23 protein-coding genes and 1 tRNA gene are annotated in these 22,941 nt (G+C 66.7%); 14 read left to right on the forward strand and 10 right to left on the reverse strand.

The window, feature by feature from the left end:
• Positions 1–12: 12 nt before the first annotated feature.
• Positions 13–507 (forward strand): cupin domain-containing protein, encoded by a 495-nt coding sequence (locus ACAM58_RS20655; RefSeq protein WP_027731018.1) that lies wholly within the window; start codon positions 13–15, stop codon positions 505–507.
• A gap of 145 nt (positions 508–652) precedes the next feature.
• Positions 653–1,936 (forward strand): hemolysin family protein, encoded by a 1,284-nt coding sequence (locus ACAM58_RS20660; RefSeq protein WP_015866984.1) that lies wholly within the window; start codon positions 653–655, stop codon positions 1,934–1,936.
• A 7-nt stretch (positions 1,937–1,943) separates the two neighbouring features.
• On the opposite strand, the gene ACAM58_RS20665 is transcribed toward ACAM58_RS20660, so the two are convergent.
• The gene (locus ACAM58_RS20665; protein WP_018906810.1) at positions 1,944–2,603 is read right to left on the reverse strand and encodes a lytic transglycosylase domain-containing protein; all 660 of its coding nucleotides are present in this window, start codon (positions 2,601–2,603) and stop codon (positions 1,944–1,946) included.
• Positions 2,600–4,345, reverse strand: a complete 1,746-nt coding sequence (locus ACAM58_RS20670) for a proline--tRNA ligase (RefSeq protein ID WP_369663451.1) — start codon at positions 4,343–4,345, stop codon at positions 2,600–2,602. The genes ACAM58_RS20665 and ACAM58_RS20670 overlap by 4 nt, the downstream gene beginning before the upstream one ends.
• A gap of 146 nt (positions 4,346–4,491) precedes the next feature.
• Between ACAM58_RS20670 and ACAM58_RS20675 the strand changes: the two genes are divergently transcribed.
• Positions 4,492–5,163 carry an RNA pyrophosphohydrolase gene (locus tag ACAM58_RS20675; RefSeq protein ID WP_015866987.1) on the forward strand — a complete coding sequence of 224 codons (672 nt, stop codon included), beginning with the start codon at positions 4,492–4,494 and terminating at the stop codon, positions 5,161–5,163.
• A 16-nt stretch (positions 5,164–5,179) separates the two neighbouring features.
• Positions 5,180–5,710 (forward strand): CNP1-like family protein, encoded by a 531-nt coding sequence (locus ACAM58_RS20680; protein WP_015866988.1) that lies wholly within the window; start codon positions 5,180–5,182, stop codon positions 5,708–5,710.
• Between the two features lie 65 nt (positions 5,711–5,775).
• Here the strand turns inward: ACAM58_RS20680 and proB are convergent, their stop codons facing one another.
• The 4 genes from proB to rplU all read right to left on the reverse strand — a co-directional run bounded on the left by proB (position 5,776) and on the right by rplU (position 8,694).
• Positions 5,776–6,915: a glutamate 5-kinase gene (gene proB / locus ACAM58_RS20685; RefSeq protein WP_015866989.1), complete on the reverse strand. Its 1,140-nt coding sequence runs from the start codon at positions 6,913–6,915 to the stop codon at positions 5,776–5,778.
• Positions 6,916–6,953: 38 nt separating this feature from the next.
• Positions 6,954–8,042, reverse strand: coding sequence for an Obg family GTPase CgtA (gene cgtA, locus ACAM58_RS20690; protein ID WP_015866990.1), 1,089 nt, complete (start codon positions 8,040–8,042; stop codon positions 6,954–6,956).
• A gap of 70 nt (positions 8,043–8,112) precedes the next feature.
• A complete protein-coding gene (gene rpmA / locus ACAM58_RS20695) occupies positions 8,113–8,370 on the reverse strand; it encodes a 50S ribosomal protein L27 (protein WP_015866991.1) in 258 nt (85 codons plus the stop codon).
• Between the two features lie 12 nt (positions 8,371–8,382).
• Positions 8,383–8,694: a 50S ribosomal protein L21 gene (gene rplU, locus ACAM58_RS20700; protein ID WP_015866992.1), complete on the reverse strand. Its 312-nt coding sequence runs from the start codon at positions 8,692–8,694 to the stop codon at positions 8,383–8,385.
• Positions 8,695–8,882: 188 nt separating this feature from the next.
• On the opposite strand from rplU, the gene ACAM58_RS20705 reads away from it, so the two are divergent.
• The 10 genes from ACAM58_RS20705 (at position 8,883) to ACAM58_RS20750 (ending at position 18,352) form a co-directional block, all read left to right on the forward strand.
• On the forward strand, positions 8,883–9,875 hold the full coding sequence (locus ACAM58_RS20705; protein WP_021008896.1) for a polyprenyl synthetase family protein: 993 nt from the start codon (positions 8,883–8,885) through the stop codon (positions 9,873–9,875).
• A 49-nt stretch (positions 9,876–9,924) separates the two neighbouring features.
• Positions 9,925–10,001 (forward strand) — tRNA-Pro (locus ACAM58_RS20710).
• Between the two features lie 113 nt (positions 10,002–10,114).
• Positions 10,115–11,848, forward strand: a complete 1,734-nt coding sequence (gene pilB / locus ACAM58_RS20715; protein WP_015866994.1) for a type IV-A pilus assembly ATPase PilB — start codon at positions 10,115–10,117, stop codon at positions 11,846–11,848.
• A 29-nt stretch (positions 11,849–11,877) separates the two neighbouring features.
• Complete coding sequence (locus tag ACAM58_RS20720) at positions 11,878–13,107, forward strand: type II secretion system F family protein (RefSeq protein ID WP_015866995.1); 1,230 nt, start codon at positions 11,878–11,880, stop codon at positions 13,105–13,107.
• Positions 13,107–14,072: an A24 family peptidase gene (locus tag ACAM58_RS20725; protein WP_369663452.1), complete on the forward strand. Its 966-nt coding sequence runs from the start codon at positions 13,107–13,109 to the stop codon at positions 14,070–14,072. Before ACAM58_RS20720 ends, ACAM58_RS20725 begins: the two co-directional genes overlap by 1 nt.
• Before the next feature lie 10 nt (positions 14,073–14,082).
• On the forward strand, positions 14,083–14,688 hold the full coding sequence (coaE, locus tag ACAM58_RS20730) for a dephospho-CoA kinase (protein ID WP_369663453.1): 606 nt from the start codon (positions 14,083–14,085) through the stop codon (positions 14,686–14,688).
• Between the two features lie 78 nt (positions 14,689–14,766).
• Entirely contained in the window at positions 14,767–16,260 is a 1,494-nt protein-coding gene (locus ACAM58_RS20735; RefSeq protein ID WP_369663454.1) for an MBOAT family protein, read from the forward strand.
• A gap of 6 nt (positions 16,261–16,266) precedes the next feature.
• Positions 16,267–17,286 (forward strand): hypothetical protein, encoded by a 1,020-nt coding sequence (locus tag ACAM58_RS20740; protein WP_015866999.1) that lies wholly within the window; start codon positions 16,267–16,269, stop codon positions 17,284–17,286.
• A gap of 36 nt (positions 17,287–17,322) precedes the next feature.
• Positions 17,323–18,078, forward strand: a complete 756-nt coding sequence (zapD, locus tag ACAM58_RS20745) for a cell division protein ZapD (RefSeq protein ID WP_015867000.1) — start codon at positions 17,323–17,325, stop codon at positions 18,076–18,078.
• A 61-nt stretch (positions 18,079–18,139) separates the two neighbouring features.
• Complete coding sequence (locus ACAM58_RS20750) at positions 18,140–18,352, forward strand: DNA gyrase inhibitor YacG (protein WP_015867001.1); 213 nt, start codon at positions 18,140–18,142, stop codon at positions 18,350–18,352.
• A 5-nt stretch (positions 18,353–18,357) separates the two neighbouring features.
• On the opposite strand, the gene ACAM58_RS20755 is transcribed toward ACAM58_RS20750, so the two are convergent.
• The 4 genes from ACAM58_RS20755 to argJ form a co-directional block, all read right to left on the reverse strand.
• Positions 18,358–20,307 carry an acyltransferase family protein gene (locus ACAM58_RS20755; protein WP_369663455.1) on the reverse strand — a complete coding sequence of 650 codons (1,950 nt, stop codon included), beginning with the start codon at positions 20,305–20,307 and terminating at the stop codon, positions 18,358–18,360.
• Positions 20,308–20,368: 61 nt separating this feature from the next.
• Positions 20,369–20,821, reverse strand: a complete 453-nt coding sequence (locus tag ACAM58_RS20760) for a (deoxy)nucleoside triphosphate pyrophosphohydrolase (protein ID WP_015867003.1) — start codon at positions 20,819–20,821, stop codon at positions 20,369–20,371.
• Entirely contained in the window at positions 20,818–21,693 is an 876-nt protein-coding gene (locus ACAM58_RS20765) for an ATP-binding protein (protein ID WP_015867004.1), read from the reverse strand. Before ACAM58_RS20765 ends, ACAM58_RS20760 begins: the two co-directional genes overlap by 4 nt.
• Positions 21,690–22,919, reverse strand: coding sequence for a bifunctional glutamate N-acetyltransferase/amino-acid acetyltransferase ArgJ (gene argJ / locus ACAM58_RS20770; protein ID WP_018906804.1), 1,230 nt, complete (start codon positions 22,917–22,919; stop codon positions 21,690–21,692). Before argJ ends, ACAM58_RS20765 begins: the two co-directional genes overlap by 4 nt.
• Positions 22,920–22,941: the final 22 nt, after the last annotated feature.

The raw sequence follows: 22,941 nt of genomic DNA on the forward strand, positions 1-22,941 counted from the left end.
TTCCGGCCCTCCATGAGCCACGACCACGGCCACGAGGGCAAGGCCGCGCCGGCCTGGAAGCACGACGGCGTGCGCGTGATCGCGGCCAACCAGCTCGACGCCAACACCGCCCAGACGCCCGGCATGAACCGCGCCGCGGCCATCAACTTCGCGCGCGTCGGCGCGCAGAAGCTGTGGGCCGGCACCGTCACCATCCATGCCGACGCCAAGACCGGCGCCCATCACCACGGGCACCTCGAATCGGTGATCTACGTGGTGCGCGGCCGGGCCCGCATGCGCTGGGGCGAGAAGCTCGAGTTCACGGCCGAGGCCGGCCCGGGCGACTTCATCTACGTGCCGCCCTACGTGCCGCACCAGGAAATCAACGCCAGCGCCACCGAGCCGCTCGAATGCGTGCTGTGCCGCAGCGACGGCGAGGCGGTGGCGATCAATCTCGATATCGAGCCGGTAGAAAAACCCGAATCGGTCCTGTGGGTCGACCCGACCCACCCGCACGGCGGCGTCTAGGCTCTCCCCCAGGCTGCGCGCACTTCGTGTCGCTTCTCCCTCCCCCTTCCGGGGGCAACACCAGCGGCCCGGCAAAGCCGGTTCCGCGGTGTTCGCTGGAATGTGCTCCGGGTCATGGCACCATCGTGCACTTCGCCGTGCCACCATGACCCTCACCCAAAGCCTGCTCATCATCGTCCTGCTGATCGCGATGAGCGCGTTCTTCTCCCTTGCCGAAATCACGCTGGCCGCCTCGCGGCGCCTGCGCCTGCGCCAGATGGCCGACGAGGGCGATGCGCGGGCCGAGCGCGTGCTGCGCGTGCAGGAGCAGCCGGGCCACTACTTCACCGTGGTGCAGATCGGCCTCAATGCGGTGGCGATCCTCGGCGGCGTGGTCGGCGAGGGCTCGCTCAGCCCCTACTTCGCGCGCTTCCTCGAAGGCTGGATGAGCGTGGAAGCCTCGGCCAACGTGGCCTTCCTGTGCTCGTTCGTGATCGTCATCGCGGTGTTCCTGGTGTTCGCCGACCTGTTCCCCAAGCGCCTGGGCATGAGCGACCCCGAGCGCATCGCGGTTCGCATGGTGGGCCCGATGATGGTGCTGATCACCGCCTTCAAGCCGCTGGTGTGGTTCTTCACGCGCTCCACCGACATGCTCTTCAAGCTGCTGGGCATGCCGCTGGTGCGCGACGACAAGATCACCTCGGCCGACATCCTGGCCATGACCGAGGCCGGTGCGCGCGCGGGCGTGCTCGCGGTGCGCGAGCAGCAGGTGATCGCCAACGTGTTCGAACTCGACACGCGGCTGGTCAGCAGCGTGATGACGGTGCGCGACAACATCGCCTGGTTCCTGCACGACGACCCCGAATCGGTGCTGCGGGCGCGCATCGTGGCCGAGCCTTTTTCGGCCTACCCGGTGTGCGACGGCGACATCGACCATGTGCTCGGCTATGTCGACGCCAAGGAGATGTTCCAGCGCGTGCTCAGCGGCCAGCCGCTGGCGTTCGACCAGGGCCTCACGCTGCACAAGGCGCTGGTCATTCCCGACCGGCTCACGCTCACCGAGGTGCTCGAGCAGTTCCAGCAGGCGCACGAAGACTTCGCGATCGTGGTCAACGAATACAGCCTGGTGGTGGGCGTGATCACGCTCAACGACGTGATGAGCACGGTGATGGGCGACCTGGTGTCCATGCCCGACGAGGAACAGATCGTGAAGCGCGACGAGAACTCGTGGCTGATCGACGGCGTCACGCCGATCCAGGACGTGCAGCGCGCGCTGCACATCGACGAGATGCCGCATCCGGACGACTACGAAACGCTGGCCGGCTTCCTGATGGTGATGCTGCGGCGGGTGCCCAAGCGCACCGACAGCGTGAGCTGGGGCGGCTACACCTTCGAGGTGATGGACGTCGACAGCTACCGCATCGACCAGGTCATGGTCACGAAAACCTAGCTCGCCCTCAGGCAGCCGAGCGGTCGCGGTCCACGAAGGTCCAGAGGCGCTGGTTCGCGAACACGGCGCTCGGGTACGGCGCCTTGCCGCGGCTGCCGTTGTAGCGCCCGAGGGTCATGTACAGGTCGCCGTTCTCGCGGTCGAGATAGTGGCGCAGGATCACGCAGCCGAAGCGCAGGTTGGTCTGCATGTGGAACAGCTTGGCCGGGTCGCTGTCGCCGATCACGCGGGTCCAGAACGGCATGACCTGCATGTAGCCGCGCGCACCAGCGCTGGACACCGCGAACTTGCGGAAGTTGCTCTCGACCTGGATCAGCCCGAGCACCAGGCTCACGTCCAGGCCCGAGCGCTTGGCTTCATACCAGGCGGTCTGCAGGAATTCCTTGCGCGTGGGCCAGTCGGCAATCTTCTTCTTGAGGCGCTCGCTCATCTCGCCCAGCCAGCGCAGGTAGGTCAGGCGGGCCTCGGTGCTCGAGAACTCGGGCACCGGCGGCGCCTTGTTGTGCACGGCCGAACTCAGCGCAGTGCGCACCGAGTCGATCAGCGGCTCCTCGATCTGCGCGCCGGCGTGCGCGGCCTGCGGCAGCGACAGCGCCGCCAGGGCGCCCGCCGCCGCGGCGCCGCCCACCAGGCACCGGCGCCGCGAGAGGCCGCCCTCCAGGCTCATTGCGCGAACTTGCCGGCGATGAATTCGGCGATGCCCGCGGCAGGCACCTTGGTGGCCGCCGTGTCGCGGCGGTGCTGGTATTCGAGCTGGCCTTCCTTCAGGCCGCGGTCGGAAATGACCACGCGGTGCGGCACGCCGATCAGTTCCCAATCGGCGAACATCGCGCCCGGGCGCTCGCCGCGGTCGTCCAGCAGCACGTCGACGCCGGCCGCGAGCAGCTGCTCGTACAGCGCTTCGGCCGCCACCTTGACCTCGGGGCTGCGGTCCATGCCGATCGGGCAGACCACCACCGTGAACGGCGCCAGCGCGTCGGGCCAGATGATGCCGCGCTCGTCGTGGTTCTGCTCGATGGCGGCGGCCGGCAGGCGCGTGATGCCGATGCCGTAGCAGCCCATCTCGAGGAACTGCGGCTTGCCGGCTTCGTCCAGGTAGGTGGCGTTCATGTCCTTGCTGTACTTGGTGCCGAGCACGAACACGTGGCCCACCTCGATGCCGCGCTCGATCGCGAGCACGCCCTTGCCGTCGGGCGAGGCGTCGCCCGCCACCACGTTGCGCAGGTCGGCCACCAGTTCGGGCTCGGGCAGGTCGCGGCCCCAGTTGACGCCGGTCATGTGGAAGTCGACCTCGTTGGCGCCGGTGATCCAGTCGGCCATGACCATCACCTCGCGGTCGGCCACGAGCCTGACGGGCTTCTTGAGGTTCAGCGGGCCGAGGTAGCCGGGCTTGCAGCCGAAGTGGTCGTCGATCTCGGCCAGCGTCGCGAAGCGGAAGCCCTTGTCCAGGCCCGGCACCTTGCCGACCTTGATCTCGTTCATGTCGTGGTCGCCGCGCAGGAGCAGCAGCCAGACCTGCGAACCCTTGGGGTTGCCGGCCTCGTCGAGGATGTCCGTTGCCAGCACCAGCGACTTGACGGTGGTCGAGAGCGGCACGCCGAGCAGTTCGGCCACGTCGGCGCAGGTGCTCTTGCCCGGGGTGGGCGTCTTCTCGAGCGCCTTGACCGCTGCCGGGCGCGGGCCGGCCGGAGCGAGCGCCTCGGCCTTCTCCATGTTGGCCGCGTAGTCGCTGCCGGGGCAGTAAACGATGGCGTCTTCGCCGGTGGCGGCAATCACCTGGAACTCTTCGCTCAGGTCGCCGCCGATGGCGCCGCTGTCGGCCGCCACCGCGCGGTAGCGCAGGCCGAAGCGGTCGAAGATGCGGCGGTAGGCATCGGCCATGACCTGGTAGCTGGCCTTGGCCGCATCCAGGTCGCGGTCGAAGCTGTAGGCGTCCTTCATGATGAATTCGCGCCCGCGCATCAGGCCGAAGCGCGGACGGCGCTCGTCGCGGAACTTGGTCTGGATCTGGTAGAAATTCTTCGGCAGCTGCTTGTAGCTGCGGATTTCCTGGCGCGCGATGTCGGTCACCACCTCTTCGCTGGTGGGCTGGACCACGAAGTCGCGGTCGTGCCGGTCCTTGATGCGCAACAGCTCGGGGCCCATCTTGTCGAAGCGGCCGGTCTCCTGCCAGAACTCGGCCGGCTGCACCACGGGCATCGTGAGCTCGACCGCGCCGGCGCGGTTCATTTCCTCGCGCACGATCGCCTCGACCTTGCGGATCACGCGCAGCCCCATCGGCATGTAGGTGTAGATGCCCGTGCCGAGCTTCTTGATCATGCCCGCGCGCATCATGAGCCGATGGCTCGCGACCTCGGCGTCAGCGGGCGCTTCCTTGAGGGTGGAGACAAAAAATCGGGAAGCTTTCATCGGGATCGCGCTGGTGGATTTAAGAATCTTGGGGAAGACGGATGCCGGCGGAGAGACCTCCGGGAACCCGCGGGCCTCGAACTGGCCGCTTGCCGTGTGCAACCCGGCATGCATAATCGACTCAGTTCAAAAATTGGGGTTTGATTATGCTCGACCGGGACGGCTTCAGGCCCAACGTCGGCATCATCCTGCTCAACCAGAGAAACCAGGTTTTCTGGGGCAAACGCATACGCACGCATTCCTGGCAGTTTCCGCAAGGCGGCATCGACCGCGGCGAAAGTCCCGAGCAAGCCATGTTCCGGGAACTGCACGAGGAAGTCGGACTCCATCCGGAGCACGTGCGCATCGTGGCCCGTACCCGTGACTGGTTGCGCTACGAGGTGCCGGATCGGTTCATTCGCCGTGACGCACGGGGCCACTACAAGGGCCAGAAGCAAATCTGGTATTTGCTGCAATTGATCGGTCACGACTGGGATCTGAACCTGCGCGCGACCGACCACCCCGAATTCGACGCCTGGCGATGGCACGACTACTGGGTGCCGCTCGATGTGGTCGTCGAATTCAAACGCGGCGTCTACGAGATGGCACTGACCGAGCTTGCTCGCTACCTGCCGCGGCAGGATTTCCGCAACCGCTTCCTGCGCAGCAACGTGCGCGCCCGGGAGTTCGAGCGCCACATGCCAGACGGCGGCGCGCCCGCGGGGCTGGACCTGCCGCCCGGCGGCAGTTTCGATCCGCATCCCGACATTACTTCTGCGAGCGATGACCCTTCCCCTCCTCCCCACAACAAAGCGCCTTTCCTTCCGTCGCAGCGCTGAGGGCGCCCTGCTCGCCGTGTGCCTGGCCCTGCTGGCCGGATGCGCATCGGGCCCGCACGACACGGACAACCCCGACTGGGCGCAGGCCGGCCTGCCGCCGCCGCCCAAGCGCTATGAGACCGATGCCGAATGGAAGGAAAGCGAAGCGCCTCCGCCTCCGGCCTTCGACGTCAAGCGTCTCGAGCCGATCGCAATGCCGCCCTACATGTCGCTGAAGTTCGGCGTCGATCCGGCCACCATCACCATCACCGGCGACGGCGTGGTGCGCTACGTGGTGGTCGCCACCAGCCGCAGCGGCGGGGACGCGGCGCTGAACGCTTTCTACGAGGGCGTGCGCTGCTCGACCGACGAGGTGAAGAGCTACGCGCGATTCAACAACGGCGCCTGGAGCAAGGTCGAACGGTCCGAGTGGAAGAGCTTCCGCGACCTGAACTCGAGCTACGCCAGGCAGCTGGCGCAGCAGGGTCTGTGCCGCGGCCATGCGCCCCGCGTCTCGGTCAAGGACATGGTCACCAACATGCGGGACCCGGCGCGCCAGCTGCAATAGGGCAAGGCGGCAGAACGATCGAACGGGGCCTCCTTGAAGGCCTCGTTTTCCATTCCGGCCCGGCCTCAGCCGCGCATCAGCACCATGTTGTCGCGGTGGACCATTTCCGGCTCCGCCACGTAGCCCAGCAGCCGCTCGAATTCCGACGAGGGCTTGCGGCACAAAAGCCGGGCCTCCACGCTCGAGTAGTTGGCCAGGCCGCGGGCGAGTTCCACGCCGTCGGCGTCGCGCACGGCGATCACGTCGCCGCGCGAAAACTCGCCCGAGACGCCCGTCATGCCGATCGGCAGCAGGCTCTTGCCCTCGGCGCGCACCTTGGCGGCCGCGCCGGCATCGACGGTGACCGCGCCGCGCAGCTGCAGGTGGTCGGCCATCCAGCGCTTGCGCGCCTGGTGCTTGGCGGTCTGCGCCACCAGCAGCGTGCCGATGGATTCGCCGCGCACGAGGCGCAGCAGGGCATCGGGCTCGCGGCCCCAGGCGATCACGGTGGAGGCGCCCGAGCCGGCCGCGCGCTTGGCAGCGAGGATCTTGGTGATCATGCCGCCGCGGCCGAGGCTGGAGCCCGCCCCGCCCGCCATGGCTTCGAGCGCCGGGTCGCCGGCCGCGGCCTCGTGCACGAACTTGGCCTGCGGGTCCTTGCGCGGATCGGCCGTGTAGAGGCCCTTCTGGTCCGTGAGGATCACCAGCGCATCGGCTTCGACCAGGTTGGCCACGAGCGCGCCGAGCGTGTCGTTGTCGCCGAACTTGATCTCGTCGTTGACGACGGTGTCGTTCTCGTTGATGACCGGCACCACGCCCAGCCCGAGCAGCGTGACGAGCGTCGAGCGCGCATTGAGGTAGCGCTCGCGGTCGGCCAGGTCGGCATGGGTCAGCAGTACCTGGGCGCTGCCGATCCGGTTCTCGCGCAGCTTGGTCTCGTACATCTGGGCCAGGCCCATCTGCCCGACGGCCGCGGCGGCCTGCAGTTCATGCACCTCGTGCGGCCGCGTGCGCCAGCCCAGGCGCTTCATGCCTTCGGCAATGGCGCCGCTGGACACCATGACCACCTCGCGGCCGCCCTGCACCAGCACCGCCAGCTGCCGGCACCATTCGCCGATGGCGGCCTCGTCGAGACCGCGCCCCTCGTTGGTCACGAGGCTGGAGCCCACCTTGACGACGATACGGCGGGCATCCCGCAAGGCAGTGGATCCGGAGTTCGAGGTCATGGAGGGGCGTGGCGGTCGTGAATGCGGGGTGCGGAGCGTCAGGAGGAGGAGGAAGAAGTATCGGGCGGCAGCTCGACGAAGCGCGGATCGACCTCGACCGGCACGTGTTCAGCCGCCTGCTGCGCCTTGACCTGCTGGTACACGGCCTGCACCAGGTGCTCGCAGCCTTCGCGCGTGAGCGCGGAGATCTCGAACACCGGGCCCTTGAAGCGCAGGCGCTTGACGAAGTCCTTCACGCGCGCGGCGCGCTCGTCGGCGGGCACCATGTCCAGCTTGTTGAGCACCAGCCAGCGCGGCTTTTCATAGAGCGCGGCATCGTACTTCTTGAGCTCGCCGACGATGGCCTTGGCCTGGGCGACCGGATCGACCGCATCGTCGAACGGCGCCATGTCGATCACGTGCAGCAAGAGCCGCGTGCGCTGCAGGTGGCGCAGGAACAGGTGGCCGAGGCCCGCGCCTTCGGATGCGCCTTCGATCAGGCCCGGCAGGTCGGCCACCACGAAGCTCTGCTCCGGGCCGACGCGCACGACACCGAGGTTCGGGTGCAGCGTGGTGAAGGGATAGTCGGCGATGCGCGGGCGCGCGTTCGAGATGGCGCTGATCAGGGTCGACTTGCCCGCGTTGGGCATGCCCAGCAGGCCGACGTCGGCGAGCACCTTGAGCTCGAGCTTGAGGCTCTTCTTCTCGCCCGGCCAGCCCGGGGTCTTCTGGCGCGGCGCGCGGTTGATGGCGCTCTTGAAGCGCATGTTGCCGAAGCCGCCGTCGCCGCCTTTGGCGATGGTGACGACCTCGCCTTCCTTCAGCAGCTCGTACAGCACTTCGCCGGTTTCGGCGTCGCTGATGATGGTGCCGACCGGCATCTTCAGCAGGATGTCGTCGCCCGCGGCGCCGAACATGTCGGAGCCCATGCCGTGCTCGCCGCGCCTGGCCTCGTGGCGGCGCGAATAGCGGAAGTCGACCAGGGTGTTGAGGTTGGAATCGGCCACCGCGTAGACGTGGCCGCCGCGGCCGCCGTCGCCGCCGTTGGGGCCGCCGAATTCCTTGTATTTTTCATGACGGAACGACACGCAGCCGTTGCCGCCATCGCCTGCGGCGATGTCGATGAAGGCTTCGTCGACGAACTTCATGGGGTATCCAGTGTACAAATGAAGAAGCCCCGACAAAGCGGGGCTTCGAGCTGATCGAAGTGACTCGGGCTTATGCCGGGGTCACGTTGACCATGTGCTTGTTCAGTGCGCCCTTGACACCGAACGACACGTGGCCGTCCACCAGTGCAAACAGCGTGTGGTCCTTGCCCACGCCGACGTTCACGCCGGGGTGGAACTGGGTGCCGCGCTGGCGCACGATGATCGAGCCTGCGCTGATCAGTTCGCCGCCGAAGGCCTTCACACCGAGCATCTTGGGCTTGGAATCGCGCCCGTTTCGCGTTGAGCCGCCGCCTTTTTTCTGTGCCATGGAATCTGCTCCTTAGCCAGCGATCGCGCCGATTTGCAGTTCCGTGAACTGCTGGCGATGGCCTTGACGTTTCTGATAGTGCTTGCGACGGCGCATCTTGAAGATGCCGACCTTGTCGTGCTTGCCGTGCGACAGTACCGTGACTGTCACCGTTGCGCCGGACACCAGGGGCGTACCGATCTTGATTTCGCTGCCGTTGCCGACTGCAAGAACCTGATCGATCACGATTTCCTGGCCTACATCCGCAGCAATCTGTTCTACTTTAATTTTTTCGCCGGAAGCAACGCGATACTGCTTGCCGCCGGTTTTTATGACCGCGTACATGTGAACCTCTTAAGGAATGAGCTCTACGGCGAATTCCGCAGAGCCCAAGATTCTAGCACGGTTTGCACGCGCTAACATGGTTTGAGCCAAGGCGCCGCCGGGACGGCGCGCGCTCCTCCCTATAATCTGCGCCTTCCGGCCTCGTGCCGCTGTCACTTTCGCATTCAGACGCGCCGCGCGCAAACGCCTTGCCAGTCCACGCCGCCGATACCTCCCCCACCGCCACCGTGCTGGATTTGATCGCCGGCGACATGGTCGAAGTCGACCGTGTGATCGCGCAGCGCCTCGACACGGGCGTGCCCCTGGTCAGCCAGGTGTCGAAGTACATCATCTCCGCGGGCGGCAAACGCCTGCGCCCGGCGCTGCTGCTGCTCATGTCCGGCGCGCTCGGCTACACGGGCGAGCAGCGCTTCAACCTGGCGGCGGTGGTGGAGTTCATCCACACGGCCACCCTGCTGCACGACGACGTGGTCGACGAATCGACCCTGCGGCGCGGGCGCCCGACCGCCAACGAATCGTTCGGCAACCCGGCCAGCGTGCTGGTCGGCGACTTCCTCTATTCGCGCGCCTTCCAGATGATGTTGGATGCAAACAACATGCGCATCATGCAGATCCTGGCGGAGGCGACCAACGTGATCGCGGAAGGCGAAGTGCTCCAGCTGATGAACATGCACGACGCGACGCTGGACGAATCCGCCTACCTGCGCGTGATCCGCTCCAAGACCGCCAAGCTTTTCGAGGCCAGCACGCGGCTGGCCGCCGTGCTGGCGGGCGCCACGCCGGAAGTCGAGGAAGCCTGCGCTACCTACGGCCAGGCCCTGGGCACGGCCTTCCAGGTGATCGACGACGTGCTCGACTACGCCGGCGACGCACACGAAACGGGCAAGAACGTGGGCGACGACCTGCGCGAAGGCAAGACCACGCTGCCGCTGATCTTCGCCATGCGTCGCGGCAGCCCCGCGCAGGCGACGCTGGTGCGTGCGGCCATCGAGGCCGGCGACACCGCCCAGCTGGGCAAGATCGTCGAAATCGTCCACGCCACGGGCGCCCTGGAAGCCTCGCGCGCCGCCGCGGCCGACGAGGCAAAACGCGCAATTCATGCCTTGCGCGACTTCCCGTCCAATTTGCATGCCGACGGTTTGCTACAATTGGCGGCTCAGTTGCTTGAGCGACGTGCCTGAACACCTCACAAGAGTTGGCAAGGACGAATTCTCTTTTTTTGCAACCAATCGGGGTGTAGCTTAGCCTGGTAGAGCGCTACGTTCGGGACGTAGAGGCCGGAGGTTCGAATCCTCTCACCCCGACCAGCCTTTGGCTGGCACAAATAATGCCCGTGCCTGTTGCTGCGTAGCGATTTACAGGGACGGGTGGTTCAGCGATGATCGTGAAGCACTTTTTCACATCTCTTGCAATTCGCTGAATGGCTGCTGCCGAACTTCCTGTTAAAGAAAACACGCAAATCGCCCTCCCGGGTCTTGCGCGTGCCTTGGTCTCGGCCGGCAAGCTTCCTGCGAAGACCGCGGAAGACATCTATCAAAAGTCGCTGAGCGGCCGCACCAGCTTCATTGCCGAGCTGACCGGCAGCGGCGCCGTCTCGGCCGCCGACCTCGCCCACACGCTGTCCAGCGCCTTCGGCGCGCCGCTGCTGGACCTGGACGCCATCGACCACCAGCGCCTGCCCAAGGACCTGCTCGACCCGAAGCTGTGCCACGCCTACCGGATCGTGGTTCTCAGCAAGCGCAACAACCGTCTCATTGTTGCAACGGCCGACCCTTCGGACCAGCAGGCGGTGGAAAAGATCAAGTTCGCCTCCCAGATGGGCGTGGACTGGGTCATTGCCGAATACGACAAGCTCTCGCGCATGATCGAAGCCGCCGCGGTCACTGCGGCGGAAACCATCAACAGCATCGTCGGCGCCGAGTTCGAGTTCGACGACGTCTCGGCGGACACCTCGGGCGATGCCAACGAACAGGCCATCGCCGAGGTCGAGGACGCGCCGGTCGTGCGCTTCCTGCACAAGATGCTGCTCGACGGTGTCAGCATGCGGGCCTCGGACATCCACTTCGAGCCCTACGAGCACAACTACCGGGTGCGCTTTCGCATCGACGGCGAGTTGCGCGAGATCGCGAGCCCGCCCACGCTCATCAAGGACAAGCTGGCCTCGCGCATCAAGGTCATCTCGCGGCTCGACATTTCGGAGAAGCGCGTGCCGCAGGACGGCCGCATGAAGCTCAAGATCGGGCCCGACCGCGTGATCGACTTCCGCGTCAGCACGCTGCCCACGCTGTTCGGCGAGAAGATCGTGATCCGTATCCTGGACCCGAGCAGCGCGCGCCTGGGCATCGACGCACTGGGCTACGACGCCGACGAAAAGGAGCGCCTGCTGCATGCGATCGGCCGCCCCTATGGCATGGTGCTGGTGACGGGCCCCACGGGTTCGGGCAAGACGGTGTCGCTCTACACCTGCCTGAACCTGCTGAACCAGCCCGGCGTCAACATCGCCACGGCGGAAGACCCGTCCGAAATCAACCTGCCCGGCGTGAACCAGGTGAACGTCAACGAGCGCGCCGGGCTCACCTTCGCGGCGGCGCTGCGCGCCTTCCTGCGGCAGGATCCCGACATCATCATGGTCGGCGAAATCCGCGACCTCGAAACCGCCGACATCTCGATCAAGGCCGCGCAGACGGGCCACCTGGTGCTCTCGACGCTGCACACCAACGACGCGCCGACCACGCTCACGCGCATGCGCAACATGGGCATTGCGCCGTTCAACATTGCCTCCAGCGTGATCCTGATCACGGCGCAGCGGCTCGCGCGGCGCCTGTGCCACGTATGCCGCGCGCCGGCCGACATGCCGCGCCAGGCGCTGCTGGATGCGGGCTTCAAGGAAGAACAGCTCGACGGTACCTGGAAGCCCTATCGGCCGGTCGGCTGCGCGGCGTGCAGCAACGGCTACAAGGGCCGGGTCGGCATCTACCAGGTGATGCCGATCTCGGAAGCCATCCAGGCGATCATCCTGCGCGACGGCAGCGCACTCGACATCGCACGCCAGTCCGAGGCCGAGGGCGTGCGCTCGCTGCGGCAATCGGGCCTGCGAAAAGTCATGCAAGGGCTCACCTCACTCGAAGAAGTGGTGGCGGTCACCAACGAATAACGAACACACTGCAAGAAATCGGAGATCGAATGGCAACAGTGGCATCCACCCGCACCTCGAACACGCTCAAGGAATTTGTCTACGAGTGGGAGGGCAAGGACCGCAACGGCAAGCTGGTGCGCGGCGAGCTCCGGGCCGCCGGCGAGAACCAGGTGCAGGCCGCCCTGCGGCGCCAGGGCGTCCTGGCGTCCAAGATCAAGAAGCGCCGCATGCGCTCGGGCAAGAGCATCAAGCCCAAGGACATCGCGATCTTCACGCGCCAGCTGGCAACCATGATGAAGGCCGGCGTGCCGCTGCTGCAGTCCTTCGACATCGTGGGCCGCGGCAATGCGAACCCGAGCGTGGCCAAGCTGCTCAACGACATCCGCAGCGACGTGGAAACCGGCACCTCGCTGTCGTCCGCCTTCCGCAAGTTTCCGAAGTACTTCGACAACCTCTACTGCAACCTGGTGGAAGCCGGCGAAGCGGCCGGTATCCTGGAAGACCTGCTGGACCGCCTGGCCACCTACATGGAAAAGACCGAGGCGATCAAGTCGAAGATCAAGTCGGCGCTGATGTATCCCACCTCCGTGGTGGTGGTCGCGTTCGTGGTGGTGGCCATCATCATGATCTTCGTGATTCCGGCCTTCAAGCAGGTGTTCACCTCGTTCGGCGCCGACCTGCCCGCGCCCACGCTGTTCGTGATGGCCATGAGCGAATTCTTCGTCTCCTACTGGTGGCTGATCTTCGGCGTGGTCGGCGGCGGCACCTACTTCTTCCTGCAGGCCTGGAAGCGCAACGAACGCGTGCAGCGGGTCATGGACCGCGCGCTGCTGCGCGTGCCGATCTTCGGTACGCTGATCGAGAAGTCGTGCGTGGCCCGCTGGACCCGCACCCTTGCGACCATGTTCGCGGCCGGCGTTCCGCTGGTCGAGGCGCTCGACTCGGTGGGCGGCGCCTCGGGCAACACCGTCTACGGCGACGCCACGGCCAAGATCCAGCAGGAAGTCTCGACCGGCACCAGCCTCACGACGGCCATGACCAACGTCAACCTGTTCCCCTCGATGGTGATCCAGATGACGGCCATCGGCGAAGAATCCGGCTCGATCGACCACATGCTCGGCAAGGCCGCCGACTTCTACGAGTCCGAGGTGGACGACATGGTGGCCGGCCTCTCGAGCCTGATGGAGCCCATCATCATCGTGTTCCTGGGCGTGATCATCGGCGGCATCGTGGTGTCGATGTACCTGCCGATCTTCAAGTTGGGCCAGGTCGTTTGATGCTGGTGTCGCAGGAGTTCGACGCCGCTTTCGCCGGCGTCCTCGGGTTGCTGGTCGGCAGTTTTCTCAACGTGGTGATCTACCGCACCCCGGTCATGATGTACCGGGGCTGGCTGGCCGATGCCGTGGCCAACCTGATGTCGTCCAAGGACGTCCCGTCGCTCTGGGCGCTGGTGTTCGGGCCCAAGGCGCAGCCGCCGGCCGGGCTCGAAGCCGCGGCGGACAAGGCGGCCGCGGCCATCGAGGCGCTGCCGCCCTTCGACCTCGCCCGGCCGGCCTCGCGCTGCGGCGCCTGCGGCCACAGGATCCGCTGGTACCAGAACATCCCGGTGCTGAGCTACCTGGTGCTGCGGGGCCGCTGCGCCGCCTGCGGCACGTCCATCAGCCCGCGCTATCCGCTGGTGGAGCTGGTGACGGGCGCGCTGTTCGCGCTGTGCGCCTACCGCTTCGGCCTCACGCCCACCGGCGCGCTCTGGGCGGCGTTCGCGGCCTTCCTGATCTGCCAGTTCCTGATCGACTTCGACACCCAGTTCCTGCCCGACGCGCTCAACTATCCGCTGCTGTGGCTCGGGCTCGTCGGCGCGGCCATGGGCTGGACCGGCACCGCGCTGAGCTCGGCGGTCTGGGGCGCCGTCTTCGGCTACCTGAGCCTGTGGCTTGTGTACCATGGCTATCGCCTGGCCACGGGCAAGGAAGGCATGGGATATGGCGACTTCAAACTGCTGGCGGCGCTCGGCGCCTGGCTCGGGGCCGACTACCTCATTGCCATCATCCTGGTCTCATCGCTGGTGGGCGCCGTGATCGGCCTCACGCTGCGCCTTGTCGGGAAGCTGGCGCACAAGGACATTCCGATGGCCTTCGGTCCCTTTCTTGCCGGTGCCGGCCTGGTCTGCCTGGTGGCGGGCCCGGAGCTCGTGAGGCAATGGATTCCCTTCGCCTTCCCGCTCGGCGCATTCGCCCGCTGAGGAGCGCGTGATGCGGCGCATCGGCCTCACGGGCGGCATCGGAAGCGGCAAGAGCACGGTCGCGGCCCTGCTGGTCGCCGAAGGCGCCGTGCTGGTCGACACCGACGCCATCGCGCGCCGCATCGCGATGCCCGCGGGCATCGCGATGCCCGCCCTCGAGGCCGCCTTCGGCCGCGGCGTCATCGCGGCGGACGGCGGACTCGACCGCGCGGCGATGCGTCAGCTCGTGTTCGCCGACAGCAGCGCCAAAAAGCGCCTCGAATCGATCCTGCATCCGCTGATCGGCGCCGAGACCGAGCGCATGGCCTCCAACGCCGGCCCCGACGCGGTGGTGGTCTTCGACGTGCCGCTGCTGGTCGAATCCGGCCGCTGGCGGGCCCGGGTCGACCGCGTGCTGGTGGTCGATGCCACCGAGGAAACGCAGCTGCGGCGCGTGGTGGCGCGCTCCGGCTGGACGCCCGAGGCGGTGCGCGCGGTGATCGCCCAGCAGGCGCCGCGCGGGCTGCGCAGGGCGGCCGCGGACGCGGTCATTTTCAACGAGTCGCTCTCGCTGGAGGAACTCGCTGCAGAGGTCCGGAGTCTCTGGAAGCGGTGGGTTCCGCCCGGCACGCGATAATCCGAGACTGGCCGCCAGAGCGGCCGCACAACGACCAAGACAAAAAAGGCGCTCGCCGGAGTGCCCTCACCTCCTGCGATGCTTTTCAATTCGTATCCCTTCATTTTTGTCTTCTTCCCGCTGGTACTGATCGGGTTCTTCCTGATCGGCAAGCGCAACGCCCGGTCCGCCGCGGGCTTTCTCGCCCTGGCCTCGCTGTTCTTCTACGGCTGGTGGAGCGTCAAGGCGCTGCCGCTGCTGGTGGCGTCGATCTGCATCAACTACTGGTTCGGGCTGCGCCTGTCGCCCGCGCCGGAGCGGGACGACCGCAAGCGCAAGTCGCTGCTGGTGCTGGCGCTGGTGGTCAACCTGGGCGTGCTCGCGGTCTTCAAGTACGCCAACTTCTTCGTCTCGAACGTGAACGACGGGCTGGCCGCGGCGGGCCTGTCGCAGATCCCGCTGCTGCACATCGTGCTGCCGATCGGCATCTCGTTCTACACCTTCACGCAGATCGCCTTCCTGGTCGACTGCTGGCAGGGCAAGGTGCATGAGCGCAGCTTCATCCACTATGTGCTGTTCGTCACCTACTTTCCGCACCTGATCGCGGGCCCGGTGCTGCACCACGCGCAGATGATGCCGCAGTTCGCCAATGCGGCCACCTACCGGTTCGACCCCAGCAAGGTGGCGCTCGGCATTGCGATCTTCACCTTCGGCCTCGCCAAGAAGCTGCTGATCGCCGACCCGGTGGGCCAGTACGCCGACATGATGTTCAATGGCGTGCACAAGGGCATCGAGCCCACGCTCTACACCGCGTGGTTCGGCGCGCTCGCCTACACGCTGCAGATCTATTTCGACTTCTCGGGCTATTCGGACATGGCGGTCGGCCTGTCGCTGTGCCTGGGCGTGCAGCTTCCGCTGAATTTCCGCTCGCCCTACAAGTCGACCAACATCATCGAATTCTGGCGGCGCTGGCACATCTCGCTGTCGAACTTCCTGCGCGACTATCTCTACGTGCCGCTGGGCGGCAACCGCAAGGGCCCGGCGCGGCGCTACTTGAACCTGTTCCTCACGATGCTGCTGGGCGGCCTCTGGCACGGCGCCGCCTGGACCTTCGTGATCTGGGGCGCGCTGCACGGCGTGTTCCTGATGATCAACCACCTCTGGAACGCCAAGGTGCGCCGCAACATTCCGGCGGGGCCGGTCGCGCACGTGCTGGGCTGGTTCCTGACCTTCCTGTGCGTGGTGCTGGCCTGGATCGTGTTCCGCGCCGACGGCCTGCACACGGCCATGGCCATCTACAAGGGCATGCTCGGCCTGCATGGCGCACCGCCTTCCGCGTTCAGCGAGCTGGGGCCGGTTCCGTTCCGCAAGCCCGAGTTCTTCCAGACCATGCTCGTGGGCATCGTGATCTGCCTCGCATTGCCGCCGACGATCACGCTCGAGCGCTGGATTCCCCACCCGAAGGCGGTGGCGGGGCAGCGCGTCATGGCCTGGTGCTCCTCGGCCGTGCTGGCCATCGGTACCTTCGCGCTCTTCGCCTGGTGCGTCTCGAAGCTGGGCAACTACAGCCCGTTCCTCTACTTCCAATTCTGATTCGACATGACGACGCCCGCGAAAGTCTGGCTGCGGTTCTTCCTGACCGGCTACATCGTCCTGATGGTGCTGTGGATCGTTTCGCTCACCAGCCCCGTGCCTTACGGCGACCTCACGCGGATCGGCCGCCTGTCCGAGCGCGAATTCGGCTGGACCGCCCCGCCGCCCAAGGTGGACCCCGCCTACCTGAAGGGCACGCCCGTGGACCAGGCCGACATCATGGTGATCGGGGACAGCTTCTCCATGACCTTCCGCTGGCAGTCGGTGCTCACCAGGGCCGGCTACCGCGTCTCGACCACCTACTGGGGCCAGTACGAGAACGCGCTGTGCAGCGACTTCGACCAGTGGGTCGAGCGCACGGGCTTCAAGGGCAAGCTGATCATCATCGAGAGCGTGGAACGCCTGTTCGGCGACCGTACCAAGGACAGCATGAAGTGCCAGAAGATGATCCGGCCCTACGACGCCATGGACCATCCGCTGATCACGCCCGACGAGACCGTGCCGAGCCCCGCGCCCAACTGGAACGTGCAGTTCCTGACCGGCATCACCACCTACTACAACACCTGGAAAGCGAAAAAGTCTGCAACAGACATCCACTTCGACTGGAACACCTGGGTGCGCCCGGTGCCCGATGGTTGCAAGCTCTTTTCGCATCGCTCATGCGACAAGATGCCCTTTTTCGCTGAAGATGACGACAATGGGCCGCTGACCCTTGCGCACCTGGAATGGATGAAGAATTTCACAAAGGCGCACAGCAAGCTTCCTATCATGTGGATGGTGATTCCCAACAAGACCACCGTGTACCTGAAGCCCGACTACTCGAAGGATTTCGAAGCCGGGTTCCGCACGTCCGGGCTGCCAGGACCGGATCTCTTTGCGTTCACGCGCGAAAAGCACACGCAGATCCGGGACTTCTATTTCTCGAACGACACCCACATGTCCATGCACGGCCAGCTCGCGCTGGGAGAACGCATGCTGGCGGCCGTGCGCGAGGTGGTGCCGACGCCTCCCTCGAAATCGCCCTGAAGCTATGATGGCTCGACAGGAAAGCTATAGAACCGCGTGATCCTCTACGAGTACCCCTTCAACGAGCGCATCCGCACCTATCTGCGGCTGGAGCACCTGTTCCGCCGTCTCGGGGAGCTGGTGCCCTCGGAGTCCGCGCTCTCGCACCACTACGCGCTGGTCACGATCTTCGAGATCATGGATGTCGCCGCGCGCGCCGACCTCAAGGCCGACGTGATGCGCGACCTCGACAAGCACAAGAACGTCTTCAACAGCTACCGCGGCAATCCCGCCATTGCCGAGGCCGTGCTCGACCAGGTGGTCGGCCAGCTCGAACGCAATTTCGCCACGCTCAATGCCGTTGCCGGCAAGGCCGGCCAGTCGCTGACCGAAAACGAATGGCTCATGAGCATTCGCAGCCGCGCGGGCATTCCGGGCGGCACCTGCGAATTCGATTTGCCCGCCTACTACGCGTGGCAGCACCGCAGCGCGGCCAGCCGCCGCGCCGACCTCGAACGCTGGTCGGCCACACTCTCGCCGCTGGCCGAATCCATCTACCTGCTGCTCAAGCTGCTGCGCGATGCCGACGTGCCCTACAAGGTCATCGCCACCAGCGGACAATTCCAGCAGAACCTGCCGCAGGGGCGCAGCTTCCAGCTGCTGCGCCTGCGCATCGATCCGCAACTGGGGCTGATTCCCGAAATCAGCGGCAACCGGCTCATGGTGTCGGTGCGGATGATGCGGCATGAAGCCGACGACCGCCTGCACCCGAGCAGCGACGACGTCGCATTCGAACTCACGCTCTGCGCCTGAGCCGCCGGCTCGTCTCCAGGGCGCGCACCGCAGGGCAAGCACGAAGGTTATCCATCCCATCATGAGCGACGTGAACAAGATCGGCGAGCGGATCGTCCGCTGCCCCTCGTGTGGCGGCGACAGTGTCTACGCCGAACGCAACCCTTACCGCCCGTTCTGCAGCGCACGCTGCAAGGGCATCGATTTCGGCGCCTGGGCCAGCGAGGAATTCCGGATGCCGGCCGAAGCGCCGGCCGACGACGAGCCTTTCGGCGATCCGAAGAAAGTCCAGTAGGCGCGCTACGGCTGCGGCGCGAGCAGGATGCGGTCCAGGTAGTCCGCATGGCCGCGCACATAGGCCGGGCGCAGATGCTCCCGGTCCTTGTAGACCGGCGCGTCGTCGGGCGTTGCCCGCAGGCACTGCCCGCCGGTGCAAAGCCTGGCCATCACGTCGATGGGCTCCGCGCCGCTGGCCCGCGCCAGGGCCTTCAGCTGCTCGTTGAGCCGCGCCTGGTCCGGCGGCAGGGGCGCCGTGGGCGTGCTGTGCAGGGCCACCATGCGCCCCATGCGGCTGCCTTCGATGAGGCGCCGCGGCTCGAACTCGGGGCCGCCGGCGTTGTCCAGCAGCAGGTAGACCTTCTTCTTGTGCCGCACCAGTTCGGCCAGCAGCTTCTCGAGCGAGGCCAGCGAGCGGCCGAGGCCTTCGCCGCCGTTGTTCACGAGGTAGGCCGCATCGCCTTCGCGAAAGTAGAAGGGCAGCGGGAAGTTGCCCGTGAAATAGCAGTTCCAGCAGCCGCCCACCACCACCGTGTCGATCCGCGGATCGAGCGCCAGCGCCAGCATCTCGCCGCGCGCCTTCTCGCAGCCCGGGTTGCCTTCGGCGACCATGCCGGGCACCGGCGGGCAGGCGCCATAGGTCGAGAAGTACGTGGTCGCCATGCGCTCGGGCGCGCTGCCCGCGAGCGCCAGGGCGCGGGGTGCGTACTGCAGGATGTGGCTGTCGCCGATCAGCAGGACCGTGCGCGGCCCGCTGCCCACGCGCTTGACCGGATAGGCGCCGATCTTCTGCTGCTCGAAGCCGGCGTAGTAGTTGTCGTCCACGGTGGCGTCGGTCACCTTGCGCAGCAGGTCGCTGCCGTTGCGCGGCGGCATGCCGCCCAGCGCCAGCAGGCCGGCCACCGCAATCGCCGTGCTGCCGGCCACCAGCGAACGCAGCATGCCGGCCTGGGCTCGCGCCCGGGTGAAGCGCTCGACGAAGCGATAGGTGAACCAGGCCAGCGCCACGCTCGCCAGCACCAGGCATGCGCGGATCCACGCCGCCGGCTCGCCCTCTTCCACGATGCGCGCATACACCAGCAAGGGCCAGTGCCACAGGTAGAGCGGATAGCTGATGAGCCCGATCCACACCATCGGCCGGCTCGCGAGCACATGCCTGTTGAGCAGGCCCGCAGGCCCGGCCGCGATGCAGCTTGCCGCGCCCAGCGTGGGCAGCAGCGCCCACCAGCCTGGAAAGGCCTTGTCGCTGCGGGTCATCACGAGCCCGAGCACGATCAGCCCCACGCCCAGGCAGGACTGCAGGTGGCTGCGCCAGGCCGGCACCTTGCCCGCGGCCTTGAGGCGCATGCAGGCCAGGATGCCGCCCACCATCAGCTCCCAGAAGCGCGAAGCGGGCGAGTAGAAGGCCGCCGTGCGGTAAGGGTGGATGGTCAGCACGTTGACCAGGAACGACACCGCCGCGAGCACCCACAGCAGCCGAAGAATGGGCCAGCGCCGGCGCCAGGCCAGCGCGAGCAGCATGGGCCAGAAGATGTAGAACTGCTCCTCGATGCCCAGCGACCACAGGTGCAGCAGCGGCTTGGTCTCGGCCGCCGTGTCGAAGTACCCGGCCTCGCCCCAGAAGACGAAATTGGCGATGAAGGCCGCGCCGCCCGCTGCCTGCTTGCCGAGTTCGGTGAACTCCCTGGGCAGCAGCGCATACCAGCCGAAGGCGAGCGTGGCCAGCAGCACCAGCGTGAGCGCCGGAAAGATCCGCCGGATGCGCCGCGCGTAGAAGTCGCGGTAGCTGAAGTCGCCGGCCGCGTGGCTCTGCATGATGATGGTCGTGATCAGGAAGCCCGAGATCACGAAGAAGATGTCGACCCCGATGAAGCCCCCCGGCAATGCATCGGGAAACGCATGGAAGGCCAGCACCGAGGCCACCGCCACGGCGCGCAGGCCGTCGATGTCGGGGCGGTACTTGGGGTGCATCATCTGGTGCTCCAGGCCCGCAGCGCCGGCTGCGCGCGTCCGCCCGCCCGCGCGGCCCCGTCCATCAGGCCAGCGTCGAGACCGCCAGCGCCGCCGAGGCCGGCAGGCCGCGCTCCTGGGTCAGCCATTCGAGCACCGGCAAGGCGCCCGGCAGCACCGGCGCCACATCCAGCGGCAGTTGCTGCCAGCGCATGGCCTGGCCTTCGCGCATTTCGAACTCGCCGCTCCAGGCCGTGACCTTGCACCAGTGCAGCCGCACCAGCGCATGCGGATAGTCGTGCTCGGTGATCTTCCAGACCTCGGCGCCCGCGATGGTGATGCCGAGTTCTTCTTCCAGTTCGCGGCGCAGCGCCTGCTCCACCGTTTCGCCGGCCTCGATCTTGCCGCCCGGAAATTCCCAGAAGCCCGCATAGGCCTTGCCCTCGGGCCGGGTGGACAGCAGCAGCGCGCCGTCGGCCGGCCGGATCAGCACGCCAACGGCCACCTCGGTGTGCTTGCGGCCTTGCTCTGCACTCATGCCGTCGCCCGCCCGGCGTAGTCGCGCGCGAACTGGTAGGCCACGCGGCCGCTGCGCGATCCGCGCTCCAGCGCCCAGACCAGCGCCTCGGGCCGCGCCGCCTCGATGGCGGCGGCGTCGACGCCGAACGACGACAGCCACTGCGCGACGATGGCCAGGTATTCGTTCTGGCTGAACGGATAGAAGCTGACCCACAGGCCAAAGCGCTCCGACAGCGAGATCTTTTCCTCGATCACCTCACCGGGATGGACTTCGCCGTCCTCGGTGTGGGTGTAGCTGAGGTTGTCCTTCATGTACTCGGGCAGCAGGTGGCGCCGGTTGCTGGTCGCGTAGATCAGCACGTTGGGCGTGGCCGCGGCGATCGAGCCGTCGAGAATGGACTTGAGCGCCTTGTAGCCCGGCTCGCCCTCGTCGAAGCTCAGGTCGTCGCTGAACACGATGAATTTCTCGGGCCGCTGCGACACCACCTCGACGATGTCGGGCAGGTCGGTGAGTTCAGCCTTGTCGACCTCGATCAAGCGCAGCCCCTGCGGCGCATAGGCCTGCAGGCAGGCGCGGATCAGCGACGACTTGCCCGTGCCGCGCGCGCCGGTCAGCAGCACGTTGTTGGCCGGCTTGCCCTCGACGAACTGGCGCGTGTTGCGCTCGATCTTTTCCTTCTGGACGTCGATTTCCTTCAGGCTGTCGAGCGCCATGGCGGCCACGTGCCTGACGGGCTCGAGCACGCCATGGCCCGAGCTGCGGCGGCGGTAGCGCCAGGCGATCGACGCGTTCCAGTCGGCGGGGGCCGCGAGCGGCTGCGGCAGGATCGACTCGATGCGGCCGATCAGCTGCTCGGCGCGCTCGATCAGCTTCTGGAACTGCTCGTTCATGACCTGTAGTCGGCGTTGATGGTCACGTATTCGTGGCTGAAGTCGCAGGTCCACACGGTTTCGCTGGCGTTGCCGCGGCCCAGGCCGATGCGCACCGTGATCTCGCTCTGCTTCATCACGCGCTGGCCGTCTTCCTCGCGGTAGGACGGATTGCGCCCGCCCTTGACGGCCACGTGCACGTCGTCCAGGAACAGGTCAATGCCGGTCTGGTCGAGGTCCTCGATGCCCGCGTAGCCGACCGCCGCGAGGATGCGGCCGAGGTTCGGGTCGCTCGCATAGAAGGCCGTCTTGACCAGCGGCGAATGCGCCACGGCATAGGCCACCTGCTTGCACTCGGCGGCATTGCGGCCGCCTTCGACCTGGATGGTGATGAACTTGGTGGCACCCTCGCCATCGCGCACGATGGCCTGCGCGAGCAGGCGCGCGACGTTCTGCATGGCGTCAACCAGGGCCTTGCCCTCGGGCGAATCGAGCGAGGTGATGGCGGCGTGCGCGGCCTTCTGGGTGGCGATGACCACGAAGGAATCGTTGGTCGAGGTATCGCCGTCGATGGTCACGCGGTTGAACGAGGCGTCGGCCAGGCGCCGGGCCAACGGCTGGATCAGCGAGGGATCGATCTTCGCGTCGGTCGCCATGAAGCCCAGCATGGTCGCCATGTTCGGGCGGATCATGCCGGCGCCCTTGCTGATGCCGGTGATGGTGACGGTGGCGCCGCCGACCTGGACCCGCTGGCTGAACGCCTTGGGGATCGTGTCGGTGGTCATGATGCCTTCGGCGGCACGCGCCCAGTGGTTCTCCGCCGCGTCGGCCAGCGCGGCGGGCAGGCCGGCCTCGATGCGGTCCACCGGCAGCGGCTCCATGATCACGCCGGTGGAGAACGGCAGGATCTGCTCGGGCGCGATCTCCAGCTGGCGCGCGAGAGCGATGCAGGTGGAGCGCGTGCGCATCAGGCCGTCTTCGCCGGTGCCGGCGTTGGCGTTGCCGGTGTTGATGACCATCGCGCGGATGCCGTAGCCGGCCGCCAGGTGGTCGCGGCAGACCTGCACCGGCGCCGCGCAGAAACGGTTCTGGGTGAACACCCCGCCGACCGCGGAACCTTCGTCGATCAGCACGACGGTCAGGTCCTTGCGGTTGGCCTTGCGCACACCCGCTTCGGCCACGCCGATGCGGACGCCGGGCACCGCGAACAAGGCGGCAGGATCAGGGGCGGACAGGTTCACGGGCATGGCGGTTTTCTCTTCTCTGGAG

This window comes from Variovorax sp. V116, assembly GCF_041154435.1.
Lineage (GTDB): Bacteria > Pseudomonadota > Gammaproteobacteria > Burkholderiales > Burkholderiaceae_C > Variovorax > Variovorax paradoxus.

Bases quoted from the DNA above. Each gene is read 5' to 3' on its own strand.
- ACAM58_RS20655 (WP_027731018.1), top strand. From the start codon at position 13: ATGAGCCACGACCACGGCCACGAGGGCAAGGCCGCGCCGGCCTGGAAG.
- ACAM58_RS20660 (WP_015866984.1), top strand. From the start codon at position 653: ATGACCCTCACCCAAAGCCTGCTCATCATCGTCCTGCTGATCGCGATG.
- ACAM58_RS20665 (WP_018906810.1), bottom strand. From the start codon at position 2,603: ATGAGCCTGGAGGGCGGCCTCTCGCGGCGCCGGTGCCTGGTGGGCGGC.
- ACAM58_RS20670 (WP_369663451.1), bottom strand. From the start codon at position 4,345: ATGAAAGCTTCCCGATTTTTTGTCTCCACCCTCAAGGAAGCGCCCGCT.
- ACAM58_RS20675 (WP_015866987.1), top strand. From the start codon at position 4,492: ATGCTCGACCGGGACGGCTTCAGGCCCAACGTCGGCATCATCCTGCTC.
- proB (WP_015866989.1), bottom strand. From the start codon at position 6,915: ATGACCTCGAACTCCGGATCCACTGCCTTGCGGGATGCCCGCCGTATC.
- cgtA (WP_015866990.1), bottom strand. From the start codon at position 8,042: ATGAAGTTCGTCGACGAAGCCTTCATCGACATCGCCGCAGGCGATGGC.
- rpmA (WP_015866991.1), bottom strand. From the start codon at position 8,370: ATGGCACAGAAAAAAGGCGGCGGCTCAACGCGAAACGGGCGCGATTCC.
- rplU (WP_015866992.1), bottom strand. From the start codon at position 8,694: ATGTACGCGGTCATAAAAACCGGCGGCAAGCAGTATCGCGTTGCTTCC.
- pilB (WP_015866994.1), top strand. From the start codon at position 10,115: ATGGCTGCTGCCGAACTTCCTGTTAAAGAAAACACGCAAATCGCCCTC.
- ACAM58_RS20720 (WP_015866995.1), top strand. From the start codon at position 11,878: ATGGCAACAGTGGCATCCACCCGCACCTCGAACACGCTCAAGGAATTT.
- ACAM58_RS20725 (WP_369663452.1), top strand. From the start codon at position 13,107: ATGCTGGTGTCGCAGGAGTTCGACGCCGCTTTCGCCGGCGTCCTCGGG.
- coaE (WP_369663453.1), top strand. From the start codon at position 14,083: ATGCGGCGCATCGGCCTCACGGGCGGCATCGGAAGCGGCAAGAGCACG.
- ACAM58_RS20735 (WP_369663454.1), top strand. From the start codon at position 14,767: ATGCTTTTCAATTCGTATCCCTTCATTTTTGTCTTCTTCCCGCTGGTA.
- ACAM58_RS20740 (WP_015866999.1), top strand. From the start codon at position 16,267: ATGACGACGCCCGCGAAAGTCTGGCTGCGGTTCTTCCTGACCGGCTAC.
- ACAM58_RS20750 (WP_015867001.1), top strand. From the start codon at position 18,140: ATGAGCGACGTGAACAAGATCGGCGAGCGGATCGTCCGCTGCCCCTCG.
- ACAM58_RS20755 (WP_369663455.1), bottom strand. From the start codon at position 20,307: ATGATGCACCCCAAGTACCGCCCCGACATCGACGGCCTGCGCGCCGTG.
- ACAM58_RS20760 (WP_015867003.1), bottom strand. From the start codon at position 20,821: ATGAGTGCAGAGCAAGGCCGCAAGCACACCGAGGTGGCCGTTGGCGTG.
- ACAM58_RS20765 (WP_015867004.1), bottom strand. From the start codon at position 21,693: ATGAACGAGCAGTTCCAGAAGCTGATCGAGCGCGCCGAGCAGCTGATC.
- argJ (WP_018906804.1), bottom strand. From the start codon at position 22,919: ATGCCCGTGAACCTGTCCGCCCCTGATCCTGCCGCCTTGTTCGCGGTG.